Source organism: Streptomyces sp. NPDC021622, assembly GCF_040640795.1.
Lineage (GTDB): Bacteria > Actinomycetota > Actinomycetes > Streptomycetales > Streptomycetaceae > Streptomyces.
In genome coordinates, this window is the sequence record NZ_JBFACK010000007.1 from 291827 (window position 1) to 308734 (window position 16908).

General features: G+C 71.6%; 14 protein-coding genes, 1 tRNA gene and 1 pseudogene. 10 read left to right on the plus strand and 6 right to left on the minus strand.

The window, feature by feature from the left end; genetic code table 11:
* Positions 1-12: 12 nt before the first annotated feature.
* The 3 genes from AB0G47_RS16805 to AB0G47_RS16815 form a co-directional block, all read right to left on the minus strand.
* Positions 13-1152 (minus strand): hypothetical protein, encoded by a 1140-nt coding sequence (locus tag AB0G47_RS16805; protein WP_360769757.1) that lies wholly within the window; start codon positions 1150-1152, stop codon positions 13-15.
* Positions 1153-1822: 670 nt separating this feature from the next.
* The gene (locus AB0G47_RS16810; protein WP_360769760.1) at positions 1823-3409 is read right to left on the minus strand and encodes a PQQ-binding-like beta-propeller repeat protein; all 1587 of its coding nucleotides are present in this window, start codon (positions 3407-3409) and stop codon (positions 1823-1825) included.
* Between the two features lie 145 nt (positions 3410-3554).
* A complete protein-coding gene (locus AB0G47_RS16815) occupies positions 3555-5114 on the minus strand; it encodes a PQQ-binding-like beta-propeller repeat protein (protein WP_360769763.1) in 1560 nt (519 codons plus the stop codon).
* Positions 5115-5261: 147 nt separating this feature from the next.
* Between AB0G47_RS16815 and AB0G47_RS16820 the strand changes: the two genes are divergently transcribed.
* Together AB0G47_RS16820 and AB0G47_RS16825 are read left to right on the plus strand one after the other, a co-directional pair.
* A complete protein-coding gene (locus AB0G47_RS16820) occupies positions 5262-6638 on the plus strand; it encodes a hypothetical protein (RefSeq protein WP_360769766.1) in 1377 nt (458 codons plus the stop codon).
* Between the two features lie 69 nt (positions 6639-6707).
* Positions 6708-6780: transfer RNA gene (locus tag AB0G47_RS16825), tRNA-OTHER, on the plus strand.
* Between the two features lie 16 nt (positions 6781-6796).
* Here AB0G47_RS16825 and AB0G47_RS16830 read toward each other — a convergent pair.
* On the minus strand, positions 6797-8077 hold the full coding sequence (locus AB0G47_RS16830; RefSeq protein WP_360769768.1) for an APC family permease: 1281 nt from the start codon (positions 8075-8077) through the stop codon (positions 6797-6799).
* Between the two features lie 202 nt (positions 8078-8279).
* Between AB0G47_RS16830 and AB0G47_RS16835 the strand changes: the two genes are divergently transcribed.
* The 6 genes and pseudogenes from AB0G47_RS16835 to AB0G47_RS16860 form a co-directional block, all read left to right on the plus strand.
* Positions 8280-9200: an SDR family NAD(P)-dependent oxidoreductase gene (locus AB0G47_RS16835; protein WP_360770002.1), complete on the plus strand. Its 921-nt coding sequence runs from the start codon at positions 8280-8282 to the stop codon at positions 9198-9200.
* Between the two features lie 95 nt (positions 9201-9295).
* Complete coding sequence (locus tag AB0G47_RS16840; RefSeq protein ID WP_360769771.1) at positions 9296-9715, plus strand: GNAT family N-acetyltransferase; 420 nt, start codon at positions 9296-9298, stop codon at positions 9713-9715.
* Between the two features lie 180 nt (positions 9716-9895).
* Positions 9896-11227, plus strand: coding sequence for a hemolysin family protein (locus tag AB0G47_RS16845; protein ID WP_360769773.1), 1332 nt, complete (start codon positions 9896-9898; stop codon positions 11225-11227).
* Positions 11224-12237, plus strand: coding sequence for a hemolysin family protein (locus AB0G47_RS16850; protein WP_360769776.1), 1014 nt, complete (start codon positions 11224-11226; stop codon positions 12235-12237). The genes AB0G47_RS16845 and AB0G47_RS16850 overlap by 4 nt, the downstream gene beginning before the upstream one ends.
* A gap of 10 nt (positions 12238-12247) precedes the next feature.
* Positions 12248-13882: an ABC-F family ATP-binding cassette domain-containing protein gene (locus AB0G47_RS16855; RefSeq protein ID WP_360769779.1), complete on the plus strand. Its 1635-nt coding sequence runs from the start codon at positions 12248-12250 to the stop codon at positions 13880-13882.
* 120 nt (positions 13883-14002) lie between these two features.
* Positions 14003-14167 (plus strand): annotated as a pseudogene (locus AB0G47_RS16860) (barstar family protein); the annotation flags it as partial.
* 303 nt (positions 14168-14470) lie between these two features.
* Here the strand turns inward: AB0G47_RS16860 and AB0G47_RS16865 are convergent.
* Positions 14471-14719, minus strand: a complete 249-nt coding sequence (locus AB0G47_RS16865) for a holin (RefSeq protein WP_360770004.1) — start codon at positions 14717-14719, stop codon at positions 14471-14473.
* A 163-nt stretch (positions 14720-14882) separates the two neighbouring features.
* Here AB0G47_RS16865 and AB0G47_RS16870 point away from each other — a divergent pair, with 163 nt between their 5' ends.
* On the plus strand, positions 14883-15392 hold the full coding sequence (locus AB0G47_RS16870) for a DinB family protein (protein WP_360769782.1): 510 nt from the start codon (positions 14883-14885) through the stop codon (positions 15390-15392).
* 6 nt (positions 15393-15398) lie between these two features.
* On the opposite strand, the gene AB0G47_RS16875 is transcribed toward AB0G47_RS16870, so the two are convergent.
* Positions 15399-15797: a cupin domain-containing protein gene (locus tag AB0G47_RS16875; RefSeq protein ID WP_360769784.1), complete on the minus strand. Its 399-nt coding sequence runs from the start codon at positions 15795-15797 to the stop codon at positions 15399-15401.
* 52 nt (positions 15798-15849) lie between these two features.
* Between AB0G47_RS16875 and AB0G47_RS16880 the strand changes: the two genes are divergently transcribed.
* Positions 15850-16869 carry a helix-turn-helix domain-containing protein gene (locus AB0G47_RS16880; protein ID WP_360769787.1) on the plus strand — a complete coding sequence of 340 codons (1020 nt, stop codon included), beginning with the start codon at positions 15850-15852 and terminating at the stop codon, positions 16867-16869.
* The last annotated feature ends 39 nt before the right edge of the window (positions 16870-16908 follow it).

A 16908-nucleotide genomic window follows, 5' to 3' on the forward strand; every position in this document is an offset into this window, starting at 1 on the left:
GGCGCTGGGCCGTCAGCCGCGCTCCTTGTAGCGCTGCCAGGTGCGGCCGCCGTCGCGGGAGCTCCACAGGCCCTCGCCGTCCGCCAGGTCGTACGTCGCCGTCGTCGTGTCCACGATGCCGTACAGGGTCGTGCCGTGGACGGCGAACGAGGTGAAGGTCTTCGGGGTCTTGAGCGCGTGGAAGCCGCGGTTGGTGGGGTCGTCGGCGATCCACTGCCGGCCACCCTCCTCGCCGACGATCAGCCGCCCGTCCGACAGCGCCTCCAGGACCAGGAACTCCGGGCCACGCTTCAGTTCCTGCCATGGAACGCCGCCGCCGGTGAGCTCGCGCCAGCTCTTGCCGCCGTCCGTCGTCACCAGGAGGCCGCGCACGCTTTCCTCCTGCAAGAGGGCCACCGCCGCCGTGCCGCCGCGCGCGGTGAGTTTGCCGCCCTGGTACTGCTTCGGGACGGGGGTGGAGCCGATGGTGCGGCCGTCGCGCTGCCGGACGATGCTGTCGCCCTCCGCGGTCAGGGGCTGGTTCAGGGTCCAGGCCGTGCCCCGCTCGTCGACGACGATGTGGCGGGCGTCGTCCGAGACCGCGGCCGGGGGCGCCACGGTGCGGGTGGCGGGGCGGTAGATGAGGGTCGGCTCAAGATCGGCGAGCAGGACGTCGCCGGGACGGGTGCCCAGCGCGGTCTCCTTGGTGGTGACCTTGTGCCGTTTGCCGTGTACGTCGATGCCGTACGCCCCGTCGGCGCCCTCCCCCGGCGGGAGACTCACGAAGCCCCCGCGCACGCCCTTGAACCGGGCCCCCACCGCCTCCGCGTCCGTGTGCTCCGCATGCTCGGCGACCGTCCTGCCGTCGGGAGCGACGACGCGCCAGGCGGAGGCGGCGGGCCCCTCGTCGTCCTCGACGTTCCCGGCGTCGTACGTCAGGAGCAGCGAGCCGTCGTCCGCGCGAGCCACGCCCGCGGGCGCGCCGGCTGCCTCGATGACGTCGGCGGGGCGCGGGTGGGGGTCTTCGATGACGCGCTTGTACCGCTCCTCGCGATCCCCGGTGCTCCAGGTCGCGGAGTCCCCCTTGGCGGAGCCCCCGCCTCTGGAGGCCCCGCCTGTGGAGTCACCCTGACCGCAGGCCGTCAGGACCAGCGCCGCGCTCGTCGCGGCCACCAGTCCGAAGGTTCGCCTCACACGTTTCGTCAGCCACACCATGCGCAGATCTTCACACACGGGCGGCGGGCGGCCGGATCGGCGGACCTGTCTAGACGCGGGACGGCGTTCAGCTTTCAACCTGTGTGAGTGGCGCCGTCCCGGGAAGCCGTGCGGGGAGCCGGTGACACCGAACCGCCCCGGTACGCCGCCGACGATGCCACCGGTCCTGCACTCCCACGGGGGCAGACACACTCCCGCATTGCTGCCCCCATGGTTGAGGCGGGTCGGCCGTGACCGAGGGGAGCCGTCACGGCCGACTACCGCGTACGCCTCCCACCGGGCGGGTCTTCGCCACCGACGGGTCGGCAACCCTGTGGGCGCTGACGCATTCCCGCGGCGCCTGCGCCCACAGTCGAGGCGAACCGGCCGCGGAGGGGAGCACGGCACGGCCGGTGCGACCTCCCTCCAGAGTCCTCCCGAACGGGGACACAAGCGGAGTCCGCCGTGCGCATTTCCTCTACGTAGTGCGGGTGGACGGCGCCGCACAGCAGCCCCGGAGCCGATGACCGCGGTGCGCCTGCCCGCGTAACGGGCGCGTACGGCCGGGTCGTTGAGGGCGACGATCCGTTGCTCGCTGCCGTCGGCGCTCTGGACGTACACGGTGAAGGGCTGCAGATGCTGCGGCTGCCTACTTGGCGGCGAAGCCGTACATCATGATCGTCTCCTGGGCCTTCGAGCTGGGCCGGGCGAGCAGGTCGGAGCTGATGTACAGCTTGTTGTGGGTGAAGACCAGTTCGTGCTGCATGGGCAGCAGCGTGCTGGGCCGGGTGCGGGCGTCAAGGAGCACCTTCTCCCCCTTCAATGTCCTGCCGTCGACGGAGACCACCTTCGCGAACGGGGCGGACTTGTAGACGAGGACGTTCCCGCCGTCCATCCGGATCGGGAAGACGGGACTCGCGTCGCCCGCGGGCAGCATCTGCCCCGTCGTCTTCCCCGTGGCCAGGGAGAAGACCACGATCTCGTTCGTGGAGGAGTACTTCTTCGCCCCGTCGCGCTGCTTGGTGGGGACGTACAGCCTGTCGTTGCCCGCGACGATGCCCCGGCAGTCCTGGATGACGGACGTCTTGCCGCACGCATGCAGGTATTTCTCGGCCGGCAGCGAGATCCTCGCCCGCAGCTTGCCGCGCTCGTCGAGGGAGAAGACGCTCGTCGCGCCCGACGGACCGATCTCACCGGAGTCGAGGGCCACGACCACGGGCTTGCTGGAGACCACGCTGGGAGTCTGCACACCGGCGGGCAGCCTGTGGGTCCACTTCGCCTTGCCGGTGGCCGGGTCGAGGACCTGGACCCGGTACCGCTCCGAACCGAAGTCACCGCAGGAGCGCACCGCCACCAGCTGCTCGCCGCCGCCGTAGCCGACGTCGCGGCACTTCTCCCCCTGCTTCGGCTCCCACAGGACCTTGCCGGTGCGCAGGTCGAACGCCGCACCGCCGTACAGGCCGCCGACGGCCACCGTGTCGCCGCTGATGGTGACTTGGTTGAACGGTGTCTTCTCCTTCTGGTAGCCGGTGGTGATCGACTCCGTCCAGAGTTCCTCGCCGGTGTCGACGTCGAACGCGGTCACCTCGGTGCACGGGCCGCGGGCGCCACGGTCGTCCTTCACGGTGGCCCCCGTGACCACCGCGGCGATGCCGTCCTTGCCGACGTCCGGGGAACCCGCACACGACTCACCTGGCTTGGGCAGGTCCCACAGCCGCTTCCCCGATGTGGCCTCGACACCCACGATCTTGCTGACCGAGGCCTTGGCGTACACCTTGTCGGTGAGCCAGGAACCCTTGGAGTTCCAGGTGCTCTCCCCCTTGGGCAGCTCGGGCTGCAGGGCCTTGGTGCTGAAGAAGGCCTTGGCGTCCGCGGGGACCTTCTCCTTCGGCTTGATGTACCTGTCCTTCTCGCGGTCGCCGCCCGGCTTCGCCGAGGTCTTGTCCTTCGACCCGCCGCCGGACGAAGCGGCGTACCAGACGCCGCCACCGACGATCAGGGTGATCGCGGTGACGACCGCGACGACGATCGCGGTGCGGCGCCCGGCCCGTCTGCCGCCGCCCGGTGGCCCCATGGGCGCCGTGGGCACCGTCGGCACGACGGGCACGGACGGCCGGTGGGGCAAAGGCGGACCGAAGCCGCCGGGCGGCGGGCCGAAGCCGGAGGCCTGATCCGGCGGGGGCGGGCCGAAGGACCCCTGGGGGGACTGCTCGGGCGGCGGGAAGGGCTGCGTCATCGTGACTCCAACTGCTGGTGCGGGTACGGCTGTTCACTGCGCTGCCGGGGTGTCACCGGCGGGGCCGCCGGAAGCGCCCCCATCGCCGGCATCACCGGCATCACCGGCATCACCGGCATCACCGGCATCACCGGCATCACCGGCATCACCGGCCGAAGGAGAGCATCCGGCCGTTCCCCTCTTCGCCCTCCGCGCCATTGCTCTTGCCGCTCAGGCTCGTCGGCGTCACGAAGAACCGCCCGTCGGCGTACAACGTGTAGCCCGCGAACATGCCGACCTCGATGCGCCGGGCCGCAGAGGTGTGCCGGAGCAGCACGTCCGGCTTCCCTCCGCGGGGGCCGAACCGCACGGTCTGCCCGTTGCCCTTTTCGCTCTGCGGCCGCGCGTACACGATCACCCCCGGCCGGTCCTTGCCACCCACCGCCACCGGTGTGACCTGCCGCTTGCCCTCGCCCGACCCGGCCCACTTCTCCTTCCCCGAGTCGAGGTCGAAGGCGACGACCTTGTTGGGCCCCAGGATGTCGCCCTGCGGGGGCTCGCTCGCGAGATAGAGCGTGTTCTTGCTGACGACGCCTCCCGGGCAGTTCTGCACGCCCTCGCCGGAGTCTCCCGCCATGGCACACATCTCGAACTCGTGCGGGCCGCGGTCGAGCGTCACCCAGGACCGCTGCTTCCCCTTGTCGTCGACGGCGACGACGGCCCACTTCTCCGACTCCTCGCGGTTGCGGACCGCGACGACGACGGGATCGGTGGAGTAGACCTTCTCGACGCTCCAGCCCTTCTTGCTGCGAAAGCTCCACTTGTCGTCGCCGGTGCGGGGGTCGAGCTTCTTGAGCCGGCTGTGCGAGACGTTGTTCCCGCTGATGCAGCTCTCGACCTGGAGCAGATTGCCGCCGCCCGCGACGCCGTAGAGATAGCAGTTCCCGTCGCGCTCCTTTTCGGTGGTGAACAGCCGCTTGCCGTCCCGGATCCGATAGGCATGCGCGATCATGTCCTGGTCGACCAGGGCGGTGCCGCCCGTGATCGCGACGTGTGTCGTCCTGGTGCTGTCAAGGGATCCCTTCTGCACCAGCTCCTTGTGCCAGCCCTTCGCACCGTTCTTCAGATCGATCACCTGAAGCTGATCGCACTTGGCCTTCTGGTCGGATGTCGACTTCGTGTACGCGACCACGACCTTGCCGTCCGGCGTGGGGTTCACCGGGGTGTCGCACACCTCGCCGGGCAGCGGCACCGACCATTCCTTCGTACCGTCGGCCGCCTTGTAACCGGTGACTTGGTCGTGCTCGGCCTGCGCCACGATCCCGGGCACGTGCCACACGTCGAAGAGCTGCGCGCCCTTGCCCGGCAGCTTGATCTCGTTCATGGCGAGCCAGGCCTTCGCCTCACCGGGCTTGCGCCCCGCATTGACATCGATGACGGCGGCGGGCCCGTCGTCCTTGTCGTCGGCGTCCTGCTCCGGGCCCGCCGACTCCTCTGCCCCGTCCGGCGATTGCCGTGTCTGCGCGGCGACGGGCTCGCGGGAACCTCCCCCGCCGCCGTCCCCGCGTATGACGGCGAAGACGCCCCCGCCTACGAGCACCAGAGCGAGCGCGCCGACGCCGAGGACGACACGACGCCTGCGCTTGCCGCCGGCGGAAGGCACCGGCTGGGCATAGGGGTTGCCGGGCAGCGGCTGGTGCACCGGCCCGGACTCACTGTTGACCATGGAAGAGAGTCTGTACCAGCCACGACACTATCTAGAGCCACTTTCTAGAAAAACTTTCTAAAGTTCGATTCCGAGCCACCCCGCCCGGCCGCCCCTGGGCGGGATAACCAGTTGGGAACTGATCACGGCGATGACAGGCTGCAGCTCATGCCGCCGCCGACAGCCGAACAACACCTCCTGCGTGAACTGCACGCCTCGCTCACGCTGCGCAAGCGTCCGGAGGACGTGGCGCGGCTCATCCAGGATCTGTACGCCGCCCGGGGCACCGACCTCGACGCGGCGACCGAGGCGGCGCTCGCCAAGGCCGCCGAGCACTCGCTCCGCAACATCTGGCACGGCTACACCTCGATGCGCGAGGAGTTCGCCCGCCCGGTCGGCGCCCAGCGCCAACTCGCCCGCGCGGCAACCCTCTTCAAGGACCTGCCGGATCTCCCGGACGGCGCGGGGGACGATCCGGCCCGGATCGAGGCGGTGATCCGGCGGGCGGGCGAGGACATCGGCCGCGCCTACGGGCAGAACGACTTCGGCATGGACCGCCTCGACCGCGCCGAGCGCACCGCGGCCGGCCTCGGCGAGATCTCCAAGCGCCAGTACAACAAGCGCTTTAGGCTGCTGCGCCGCATGGAGGCGAAACTGGCGCGGCTCATCCACGAGCAGCGCCGCCGCGAAGTGACCATGACGGGCAAGGGCGCCCTCGCCCACGCCCTGCCGTACGAACTCTTCGCCGCGGACCCCGACTCGGCGGCCTTCATCGCGTACGTCACGGCGCGGGGCTACATGCGCAGCGTCTTCACCAACGGCAAGCAGCGTCAGGTCTACGACGAGGTCGCCGAGGCCCTGTTCGCGCGTCTGCGCGCCCGGCCCGAGCGGACCTGCTGGTACGCCGTCGCCCATGTGCACCCGCGGGCCGAGGTGTTGGCGGCGGTGTCCGACGAAGACCTCATCCGACTCCTCGTGCGCTGGAACGGCTTCCTGCGCCAGGTGGCCGACCTGCTTGAGGACGCCTGGAACCGGCACCCCCTGGAGCGCGCCACGATGGTCGTGCGCCCCGGCGACGACTCGTCGACGTGGAACCAGGCCGCGCAGGCGTGGAACACGGCCCGGGCGCATTGGTTCGCACTGCTCCACGAGCTGGGCGAGACGGCGATCCTGGACGAGGTCTGCCCCGGCAAGGTGCCCCGGCTGATGGCGGCCGACGTGGCGTACTGGCACCGCATGAGCGGCGGCGGACTGCACCCGGACACCTACGTCTGGGCGGACCTTCCGCTGCCGTGGGAGGTGCTCCGGGGCGAGGAGGACTGCCCACGCTCGCTGGTCGAGGCGGTCTGCGCCCGGCATCGGGTGGACCCGGTGGCCGGCGCCTGGACCGCGCCCCGGCCCACGGCCGAGCCGGTCGCCTTCCGCCGGACACCCGAGCTCGTACACGGAGTCCCCGTGGCCGACCCCCTGATGGCCGGCGCCCTCCGCTCGGCGGGAATCTTCTCCGGCAAGGGCAAACGCGCCGCGGCCCAAGAGTGGCTCTGACCCACACCAACCCCCGCCCCACGGAAATCAGTTGCCTTGCGCGACGCCCCCGGCAATGATCTCCACAGCGACGAGGAAGCTCTGCGGAGGAGCGCCCGGCTCTGTCTCCGGGTGGACGCAGGTTCGAATCCTGCCCTCGTCGCCTTTTGCTTGTCGGCTTACTTGTCGGCGCCACGCCTGGCCGTGATGGCGCGGCGGATGCCGTAGGCCGCGGCTCCCAGGGACAGGACCGCCGCGCCCCAAGTGACCGACGCCGCGGGCAGGGTGAAGGCGAGCAGGAGGCAGCCGGTCAGGCCGACGACCGGGATGGCCCGAGGTGGGCGGCCCTCCGTTGAAGTGAGGGTGAGCGCTGAGGCGTTGGCGATGGCGTAGTAGGCCAGTACGCCGAAGGAGGAGAAGCCGATCGCCCCGCGCACGTCGACGGTGGCCGCCAGGACGGCGACGACCGCGCCGACGGCGAGTTCGGCGCGGTGCGGCACCTTGAAGCGCGGGTGCACGGCGGACAGGACGTACGGGAGATGCCGGTCACGGGCCATGGCCAGTGTGGTGCGGGAGACCCCGAGGATCAGCGCGAGCAGCGAGCCCAGTGCGGCGACGGCCGCTCCCACGCGGACCACCGGCGTCAGCCATGTCGCACCGGCGGCCCGCACCGCGTCCGACAGCGGTGCGCCCGACTCCGCGAGCCGCCCGGCTCCGAGGACGCTCAGGACGGCGATCGCGACGGCCGCGTAGACGATGAGAGTGATGCCGAGGGCGAGCGGGATCGCCCTCGGGATGGTGCGCGCCGGGTCGCGGACCTCCTCGCCGAGGGTGGCGATGCGCGCGTACCCGGCGAAGGCGAAGAACAGCAGCCCGGCGGCTTGCAGCACGCCGGTCCAGGAGGCGTCCGATCCCCACTCGAGGCGTGAGCTGTCGGCGCCATCGCCGGTCAGGCAGACGACCACGACTGCGGCGAGCACGGCGAGGACGACGGCGACGACGGCACGCGTGAGCCAGGCGGTCTTCTGGATGCCGGTGTAGTTGACCGCGGTCAGCGCCACCACGGCGGCCACGGCCACCGCGTGGGCCTGGCCTGGCCAGGCGTACGAACCCACCGTCAGCGCCATCGCCGCGCAGGAAGCGGTCTTGCCGACCACGAAGCCCCAGCCGGCAAGGTAGCCCCAGAAGTCACCGAGGCGCTCGCGGCCGTAGACGTAGGTGCCGCCGGATGCCGGGTAGCGGGCGGCGAGCCGTGCCGAGGAGGTGGCGTTGCAGTAGGCCACCACCGCGGCGACGGCGAGCGCCGTCAGGAGCCCGGATCCGGCCGCGCCTGCCGCCGGCGCGAGCGCGGCGAAGATGCCCGCGCCGATCATCGAGCCCAGGCCGATCACCACCGCGTCCGGCACCCCGAGCCGCCTGGTCAGCTCTCCTTCGGCAGGAGGATTCGCCGCCGTACCCATCGCCGCACTCCTTCGCCCGCGCCGCCGCTCCGCGCGTCAGATCTCGCATCTCGACCTCGCGGTACGTTACTTGGCCCCCCAGGGGTGGACGCCGCGCACCGGCCCTGACGCGGCCCCGCGACGGGGGCCGCATCGCGGGCCCTTCACTAGGCTGGACGGCGTCCCGGTCCGGCGGTTTCCGAGGGGGGGCGGCGTGTCCACGATGGTGATGACCGGCGGCACGTCCGGCTTCGGGGCGATCGCGGCCGAGCGTCTTACGCGGTCGGGCGACGTACGACTGATCCTGGGCGCACGCAGGACGACGGCGGTCGACGGTCGGATCCCGGCGGTCGGCGAACGGATCCCGCTCGACCTGGCGGACCTCGCCTCGGTGCGCGCCTTCGCGACGACGGTCCGCGAGCGGCTCGGCGACACCCCCGTCGACGCCTTGGTGCTCAACGCCGGCGTGGTCCTGCCCGACGTCACCCGTCGCACGGTCGACGGCTTCGAGACGGCCTTCGCCGTCAATCACCTCGCGCACCACCTGCTGCTGCGCCTGCTGCTTCCGGCGCTCGCGGACACGGCGACCGTGGTGCTGACCACGAGCGGCACCTACGACCCCGCCAACCACGCCGGACTGACACCGCCCCGGCATGCCGACGCCGAGCTGCTCGCGCACCCCGACCGGGACCCCGGCCTCGACGCCAAGCCGCGCAAGGCGGGCGAGCACGCGTACACCGCGTCCAAGCTGTGCGCCGTGCTCACCGCACGATCGCTCTCCGAGCACCCCGGCTTCCGCAACGGTCGCCGCACCGTGGTCGCCTACGATCCCGGGCAGGTCTTCGGGACAGGCCTGGCCAAGCAGCTGTCGTTCCCGCTGCGTACGGCCTGGGCGCTGCTCGGCACTCCGGTCGTCGGCCGGCCGCTGCGCAGGTTCAGCCGCGATCTCAACAGCCGCCCCGACGCCGCGAACACCTTGGCCGACCTGGCCGTCGGCGGTGCGCCGGCCCCGCCCGGACGCGTACTCGTCGCCCTGCGGCGCGCACGGCTCAGCTGGCCGGACCCGTCCGATCTGGCCCGCAGGGACGAGGTGGCGCAGGCGCTGTGGAACGACAGCGGCAGGCTCGTCGGCCTTTCGCCCTGACACGGACCGTCGCACGGCACGTCGCACGGGGCACATCGCTCCCAGGCACGGAAACCGCTCGCCAGAGCGCCCGGCGCACTGATTGCATCTCCCCCATGAGTGATCTCCACATCCGCTGTGCGACCCCGTCCGACATCGACACCGTTCTGCGGTTCTGGCGCGAGGCCGCGGAAGGAACGAGCATCAGCGACGACCGGGCCGGAGTGGCCCGGCTCGTCGAGCGCGACCCCGAGGCCCTGCTCATCGCCGAGCGCGACGGCGTCGTCGCCGGCACCGCGATAGCCGGTTTCGACGGCTGGCGCTGCCACCTCTACCGCCTCGCCGTGCACCCGGACCAGCGGCGTCAGGGCGTCGGCTCTGCGCTGCTCGCCGCGGCCGAGGAGCGCTTCCTGGGACTTGGGGGGCGCCGCGGCGACGCGATGGTCCTGGACCGCAACGAGCTCGCGCAGCACGCCTGGCGCGCCGCCGGGTACGCGCCCGAGCCGCAGTGGAGCCGCTGGGTGAAGCACCTCTAGATCCCGGCCCGCGGACGCCCGCACGAGCGGATTTTGCTGGTCCTTTACTATGTACGGACTACTCGATTCAACTGAGATTCAAACGGAAAGGTGTGAGCGTCCGCCCATGGGCGAGCCTCCCAGTACCCGACATCGCGCATTCCCCCGGTCCCTGTCCGATCATGGGACGGAGGTGACCCGATGACCGAAGTGCTCCTGCTCCTCGTGGCGGTGCTGCTTTCGCTGGCGTGCGGCGTCTTCGTGGCGGCGGAGTTCTCCCTCACCACGGTCGAGCGCAGCGAACTGGAACGAGCGGCCGAACGCGGCGAGCGCGGCGCCGCGGGCGCCCTCAAGGCCGTCAAGAACCTCACCTTCCAGCTCTCCGGGGCGCAGCTCGGCATCACCGTCACCAACCTGGTGGTCGGCATGCTCTCCGAGCCCTCCATCGCCAAGCTCATCGCGGGCCCGCTGCGCTCCATGGGCGCCTCCGCGTCGGTGGCCTCGTCGGTGGCCCTGGTCATCGGCACGGCCCTGTCGACGGTCTTCCTGATGGTCGTCGGCGAGCTGGTGCCCAAGAACTGGGCGATCTCGTCGCCACTGGCCGTCGCCAAGCGCGTTGCGACGCCGCAGCGCCTGTTCAGCGCCGCGTTCCGCCCCTTCATCGCGCATCTGAACAACACGGCGAACCACTCCGTACGCCGCTTCGGCATCCAGCCCACCGAGGAGCTGGCCAGCGCGCGCAGCCCCAAGGAGCTGGTGGCGCTCGCCCGGCACTCCGCCAAGGAGGGCGCCCTGGAGGCGGACACCGCCGAGCTGTTCGTACGCACCCTGAACCTCGCCGATCTGTCCGCGGAGAACGTGATGACGCCGCGCGTGCAGGTCATCGCCCTCGACGCCCTCGCGACCTGCGAGGACGTCGCGAACGCGACGCGCGCGACGGGCCTGTCCCGCTTCCCCGTCTACCGCGGCAACCTCGACTCCGTCGTCGGTGTCGCGCACATCAAGGACGTCCTGGCGATACCGGCCGAGCGCAGGGCCCGCTTCCCCGTCGCCGAGCTGATGCGCGAGCCGCTGCTCGTACCGGAGTCGCTGACCGTCGACCGGCTCCTCGACCGGCTCTCCGGCAAGCGCACGATGGCCGTGGTCATCGACGAGTACGGCGGCACCGCCGGGGTCGCGACCCTGGAGGACATCGTCGAGGAGGTCGTCGGCGAGGTGCGGGACGAGCACGATCCGCACGAGACGCCCGACATCGCCCCAGCGGGCACCGACGACGCAGGCCGGACGCTCTACTCCGCCGACGGCTCGGCCCGCACCGACCAGCTGGCCCGCGTCGGACTGCGCGCTCCCGAGGGACCGTACGAGACGCTCGCAGGCCTTGTCGCCACCGAGCTCGGCCGCATCCCGGCCGAGGGCGACAGCCTCCAGGTGGGCGGCTGGCGGCTCGACGTCGTGGACGCCCGCGGCCGCCGCGCCGCCCGCGTCCTGCTGCACGCCCCCCTGCACGACGACCACCCGGAGGAGGAGCGATGACCGCCGTCCAGTTGCTGATCGGCCTGGCGACGCTCGTCGTCAACGCCTTCTTCGTGGGCGCCGAGTTCGCGATCATCTCCGTACGCAGAAGTCAGATCGATCCGTACGCCGAGGACGGCGACCGGCGCGCGAAGAGCGTGCTGTGGGGTCTGAAGCATGTGTCGGCGCTGCTCGCCGCGGCGCAGCTCGGCATCACGCTGTGCACCCTGGTGCTCGGCATCGTCGCCGAGCCCGCCATCGCGCATCTCCTTGAGCCGCTGTTCGACGCGGTCGGCGTGCCGCACGGTCTGGTCCACCCGATCTCGTTCGCCATCGCGCTGACCCTTGCGACGTATCTGCACATGCTGCTCGGCGAGATGATCCCCAAGAACATCGCGCTCGCCGAGCCGGTGCGCTCGGCGCTGCTGCTCGGTCCCCCGCTGGTCGCGCTTGCCCGTGCGCTGCGCCCGGTGATCTTCGCGATCAACGCGTTCGCCAACGGCCTTCTGAAGCTGCTGAGGGTCGAGGTGAAGGACGAGGTGTCGGCGACCTTCTCGGACGACGAGCTGGCCCGGATGGTCAAGGACTCCGGTGACGCGGGTCTGCTCGACGACCGTGCCCAGGAGCGGCTGCACGACGCCCTCGAACTGGGCCGCCGCCCGGTCAGGGACGTGGTGCTGCCGGTGGAGCGGGTGGTGTACGCGCATGTCGGCGTGACGCCGGAGGAGCTGGAGCGGCTTTCGGCCGACTCCGGGTTCTCGCGCTTCCCCGTGGTCGACGAGGGCCGTCGTATCGTCGGCTATCTGCATGTGAAGGACGCGCTCGACCGGATGCCGCGTGATCTGCCGTTCCGGGTGCCGGACATGCGGAAGATCGCGCAGGTGCGGGAGTCCACGCCGCTGGACGACGTGCTGACCGCGATGCGCGGCAGCCGCACCCATGTGGCGGCGGTGCTCGGTTCGGACGGCAGACTGGCCGGGATGGTCACGATGGAGGATGTACTGCGGGAGCTGTTCGGTCAGCCCGTCTGAGCCGAGGGGGATGCGAACGTTGAGTCAACTCGTCCTGCGCGACGTGTCGTACGGCTATCCGGAACGGCCCGTCCTGGAGCGGGTCTCGCTCTCGGTGCGCCCCGGCGAGAAGGCCTGTGTCATCGGCGAGAACGGCTCGGGCAAGTCGACGCTGCTCCGTCTGATGGCGGGCGGGCACGTACCTGCCGACGGCGAGGTGGCCGTCGTGTCGGACGGCGGCACCGGCTGTCTCGCCCAGACGCTGCGCCTTCCGCCGCACGCCACCGTGCAGGACGCGGTGGACGACGCGCTGGCCGAACTGCGGTATCTGGAGCGGCGGATCGGCGAGGCGGAGGCCGCGCTCGGCTCGGCGGGGCCGGACGGCCTCGCCGCGTACGGGGATCTCCTCGCCGCCTTCGAGGCGCGAGACGGCTACCGCGCCGACGCCCGCCTGGAGGCCGCGCTGCACGGGCTCGGCGTACCGCATCTGGAGCGTTCGCGCGCCCTGGGTTCACTCTCCGGCGGCGAGGCCGCGCGCCTCGCGCTGGCCTGCGTGCTCGCCCCGCAGCCCGAACTCCTCCTCCTGGACGAGCCTACGAACCACCTGGACGACCAGGCGCTCGGCTGGCTGGAGGAGCGGCTGCGCGGCCACCGGGGCACCGTCGTCGCCGTGACCCACGACCGGGTGTTCCTGGACCGGGTCGCCGAGGTGATCGTCGAGGTCGACGGGGACCGCAGGTCGGCGGCGCGCTACGGCGGCGGCTGGCACGGCTATCTGGAGCAGCGCACCACGGCCCGGCGCCGCTGGGAGGAGCGCTACCGGCGGTGGAGCGACGAGGTCGCGCGCCAGGAGCGGCTCGCGGAAGGCGGCTCCGGCCGCCTCGCGACGGGCTGGCGGATGAGCGAGAGCCCGCGCTTCGCGGGCCATCAGCGCTCGGTGGAGGGCCAGCTCTCCGGTGTCGTACGCAATGCGCGCGAGCGGCTGCGCAGACTGCGCGCCGAGCCGGTGCCGCGCCCGCCGGACCCGCTGCACTTCACGGTCGGTGACGGCATCGAGGGCGGTGACCACCCCTTCGTACGTCCGGCTTCGCTGACGGACGTCACGGTGGGCGAGCGCCTCGCCGTCGAGCACCTGCTCCTCGAGCCGGGCTCGCGCACCCTGGTCACCGGGGCGAACGGCGCGGGCAAGTCCACGCTGCTCGGTGTGCTCGCGGGGGTGGTCGCAGCGAACCGCGGGCAGGTCGAACTCCCGGCGAGCGTCGGCTACTTGTCCCAGGAGATCGCGTACATCGCGGACAAGGACACCACCAAGACGCTCCTCGACGCGTTCGCGGCAGGCCTGCCGGGCCTGCCCGAGGAGCACGCGCCGGGGCTCCTCGCCCTCGGCCTCTTCCGGGAGGAGGACCTCGCCGTGCCGGTGCGGGGCCTCTCCGTGGGGCAGCGGCGCCGTCTGGCACTGGCCCGCCTGGTGACCCGCCCTGCCGACCTGCTCCTCCTGGACGAGCCGACCAACCACCTCTCCCCGGCGCTGGTCGAGGAGCTCGACGAGGCGCTCGCGGAGTACCGGGGCACGCTGGTCGTGGTGTCCCACGACCGCAGGCTGCGGCAGCGGTTCCGGGGCGAGCGGGTGCGGGTGGAGGCGGGACGACTGCTTCCGGAGGCATAGCCCGTGGCCCCCACCCTCACCGAACGCCGCCCGCCATGGGTCGTCTTCACGCGCCACGACGACGCATGTCTTGGCGCCGAGGCCGACGTTCTCCGCCACCAGGGCGGCCGCGTGTTCCGCGTGGACGGCCGGGAGTTGCTGGACCCGAAGGCCCTGTTCGCCGCCTTCGCCCGGGAGTTGGCCTTCCCCGGCTACTTCGGCCACAACTGGGACGCGCTGGTGGACTGCCTGCACGACTGGCACGGCCGGCACGACCGCCACGACCTGCACGACCTGCACGACCACGGACGCGACACGAACGACCTCGCCGTCCTGATCGACCACGCCGACGCCCTGCACGACGCCGAGTTCCTCGGTCTCCTCGTCTCCGTGCTCTGCCAGGCCGCCTGGAACGCCAACCTCCGACTCGACGCCGACGGGGAACCGGACCCGTACCGGCGGCCGTTCACCCTGCACTTCGCCTTCCTCCTCGACGACACCGCTCCCGCCGCCTTCGCCGAGGCCGTGGCCCGCGGCATGGACGTACAGGTGACGCTCGATCAGGAACGCCTGACGGCAACCCTTGCGGACGAGGAGTGGCCGCTCGGGTCAGGGTGTGGCCCCGCCGCGCGGGGCGGTCGGAGTCTCCGTGATGCCGGGCCCCCCGGTCCCCGCCTTGCCGGCGCCGACCGCCGTGAGGACGGCGAGCAGCGTCGCCATCCCGGCGGTGGCGAGCGCCGCCTCCCAGTCGACGTCCAGGAGACTGGTCGCCCCGGCGACGAGCACGGCGCCCAGTGACTGCGCGAAGGTACGGAGCGCGCGCTCCGCGGTGGCCTTCCAGAAGACGACGGTCCACATGGCTGCCTCGCTCTCTCGAGGTTGACGGGTCAACTCCCGGCATACCGCGATCTCGGCGACCTGCCTACGACGTCAACCACCTTTGGCGGGCGGGCAGTTCGGCCCGCCCACAGCGAGCTGAGAGGATGATCCCCGCAATCAGGCAGAGACTAGGAGCAGATCCATGCCCGGCGACAACCGCACAGACCCGCCAAGCATCGGCACCGAGCGTGAGACGTTGCGGGGGTTTCTCGACTATCAGCGGGCGACCCTCGCCATGAAGTGCGAAGGACTCGGCGACGAGGAACTGCGGCAGCTGTCGATGCCGCCGTCGACGCTGTCGCTGCTCGGGCTCGTGCGGCACATGGCCGAGGTGGAACGCGCCTGGTTCCGGCGGCCGTTCGAGGACAACGACGCGCCCATGGTCTGGTCCGAAAAGATCGACTTCCAGGCGGCGTACGACGCGAGTGCGTCGACCAGGGCCGAGGCGTTCGCCGCCTGGGAAGCGGAGGTGGAGAACTCGCGCCGCATCGAGCGGCAGGCCGATTCCCTGGACCTGGCCGGGTATCAGCCGCGATGGGACGAAGAGGTGTCGCTGCGGATGGTGATGGTGCACGTCCTGGTGGAGTACGGCCGCCACAACGGGCACGCGGACTTTCTGCGCGAGGGCATCGACGGGACCGTGGGCGCCTGAGTCCGCCTACGGTGCGAGGCGGTGCCCCGTCGTCGCGTCGACGTGGTCCGGGATGTCCTCGTGGCGGTCGCCGACCGTCGAGGTGCCGGTGGGTTCGAGGACGAGGATCGCGGCGCCGGCCGGTGCGGACGGCTTGTGTTCGGTGCCGCGCGGGACGGTGAAGACCGAGCCCTTGGGGAGGGTGACCGTGCGTTCGCCGGCCGGCTCGCGCAGGGAGATGCGCAGTTCGCCGTCGAGGACGAGGAAGAACTCGTCGGTGTCGTCGTGTACGTGCCAGAGGTGGTCGCCCTCGACCTTGGCGACGCGTACGTCGTAATCGTTGACCTGGGTGACGATGCGCGGGCTCCACAGGGCGTCGAAGGAGGCCAGGGCCTTGGTCAGGGCGATGGGTTCGTTGTGGCTCATGGCTCCACCTTCCGCCGTCCGGCCGCGATCACGCGAGTGGTAGAAATAGCTCATGGCGCAAGGATCCTCTCAGGGTGATGATGATGGTGCTGACGGTGGTCGTGGCGGACCGCTGCATCGCGTCGTCGTGATCGTCGACGCGAACTCCAATCCCTTCGAACTCGGCTGCGCCACCGAGGTGTTCGGGCTGCGCAGACCGGAACTCGGGCGTGATCTGTACGCGTTCTCGCTCTGCTCGCCCGAGCCCCGCACCCTGATGCGGGACGGGTTCTTCACGCTCACCGGCGTCGCGGGCCTTGAGGCGGCCGAGTCGGCGGACACCCTGATCGTGCCCAACCGGCCCGACGTCGAGGTGCCACGCCGCCCGGCCGTCCTCGACGCCGTCCGCCGGGCACACGCCCGCGGAGCCCGGCTCGTCGGGTTCTGCAGCGGCGCCTTCACCCTGGCCGAGGCCGGGGTGCTCGAAGGGCGCCGGGCCACCGCGCACTGGCAGTGGGCCGACTCCTTCCGGGCCCGCTTCCCCGGCGTACGGCTCGAACCGGATGTGCTCTTCGTCGACGACGGCGACATCCTCACCGCCGCGGGCAGCGCCGCCGCGCTCGACCTCGGGCTGCACGTGGTCCGCCGGGACCACGGCGCCGAGGTCGCCAACGCGGTGAGCCGGCGCCTGGTGTTCGCCGCCCACCGGGACGGCGGCCAGCGGCAGTTCGTGGAGCGGCCCGTACCGGACGTGCGGGACGAGTCCCTCGCCCCGGTGCTCGCCTGGGCGCAGGAGCGCCTTGACTCGCCGCTCTCCGTGCCCGATCTCGCGGCGCGCGCCGCGCTGAGCCCGGCGACGCTGCACCGCCGCTTCCAGGCCCAGCTCGGCACCACGCCCCTCGCGTGGCTCACCGGCGAACGCCTCACGCTGGCCTGCCGGTTGATCGAGCGAGGGGTGACCGGATTCGATGTGGTCGCCCGCCGCAGCGGGCTCGGAAGCACCGCCAATCTGCGCGCCCTGATGCGCCGCGAGACGGGCCTCACACCCTCCGCGTACCGCCGCCGGTTCGGGCCGGCGACGCAACAGCACTGAGCCGGGCTCGACTGACACACCGCCTTCAATCCGCCCTCA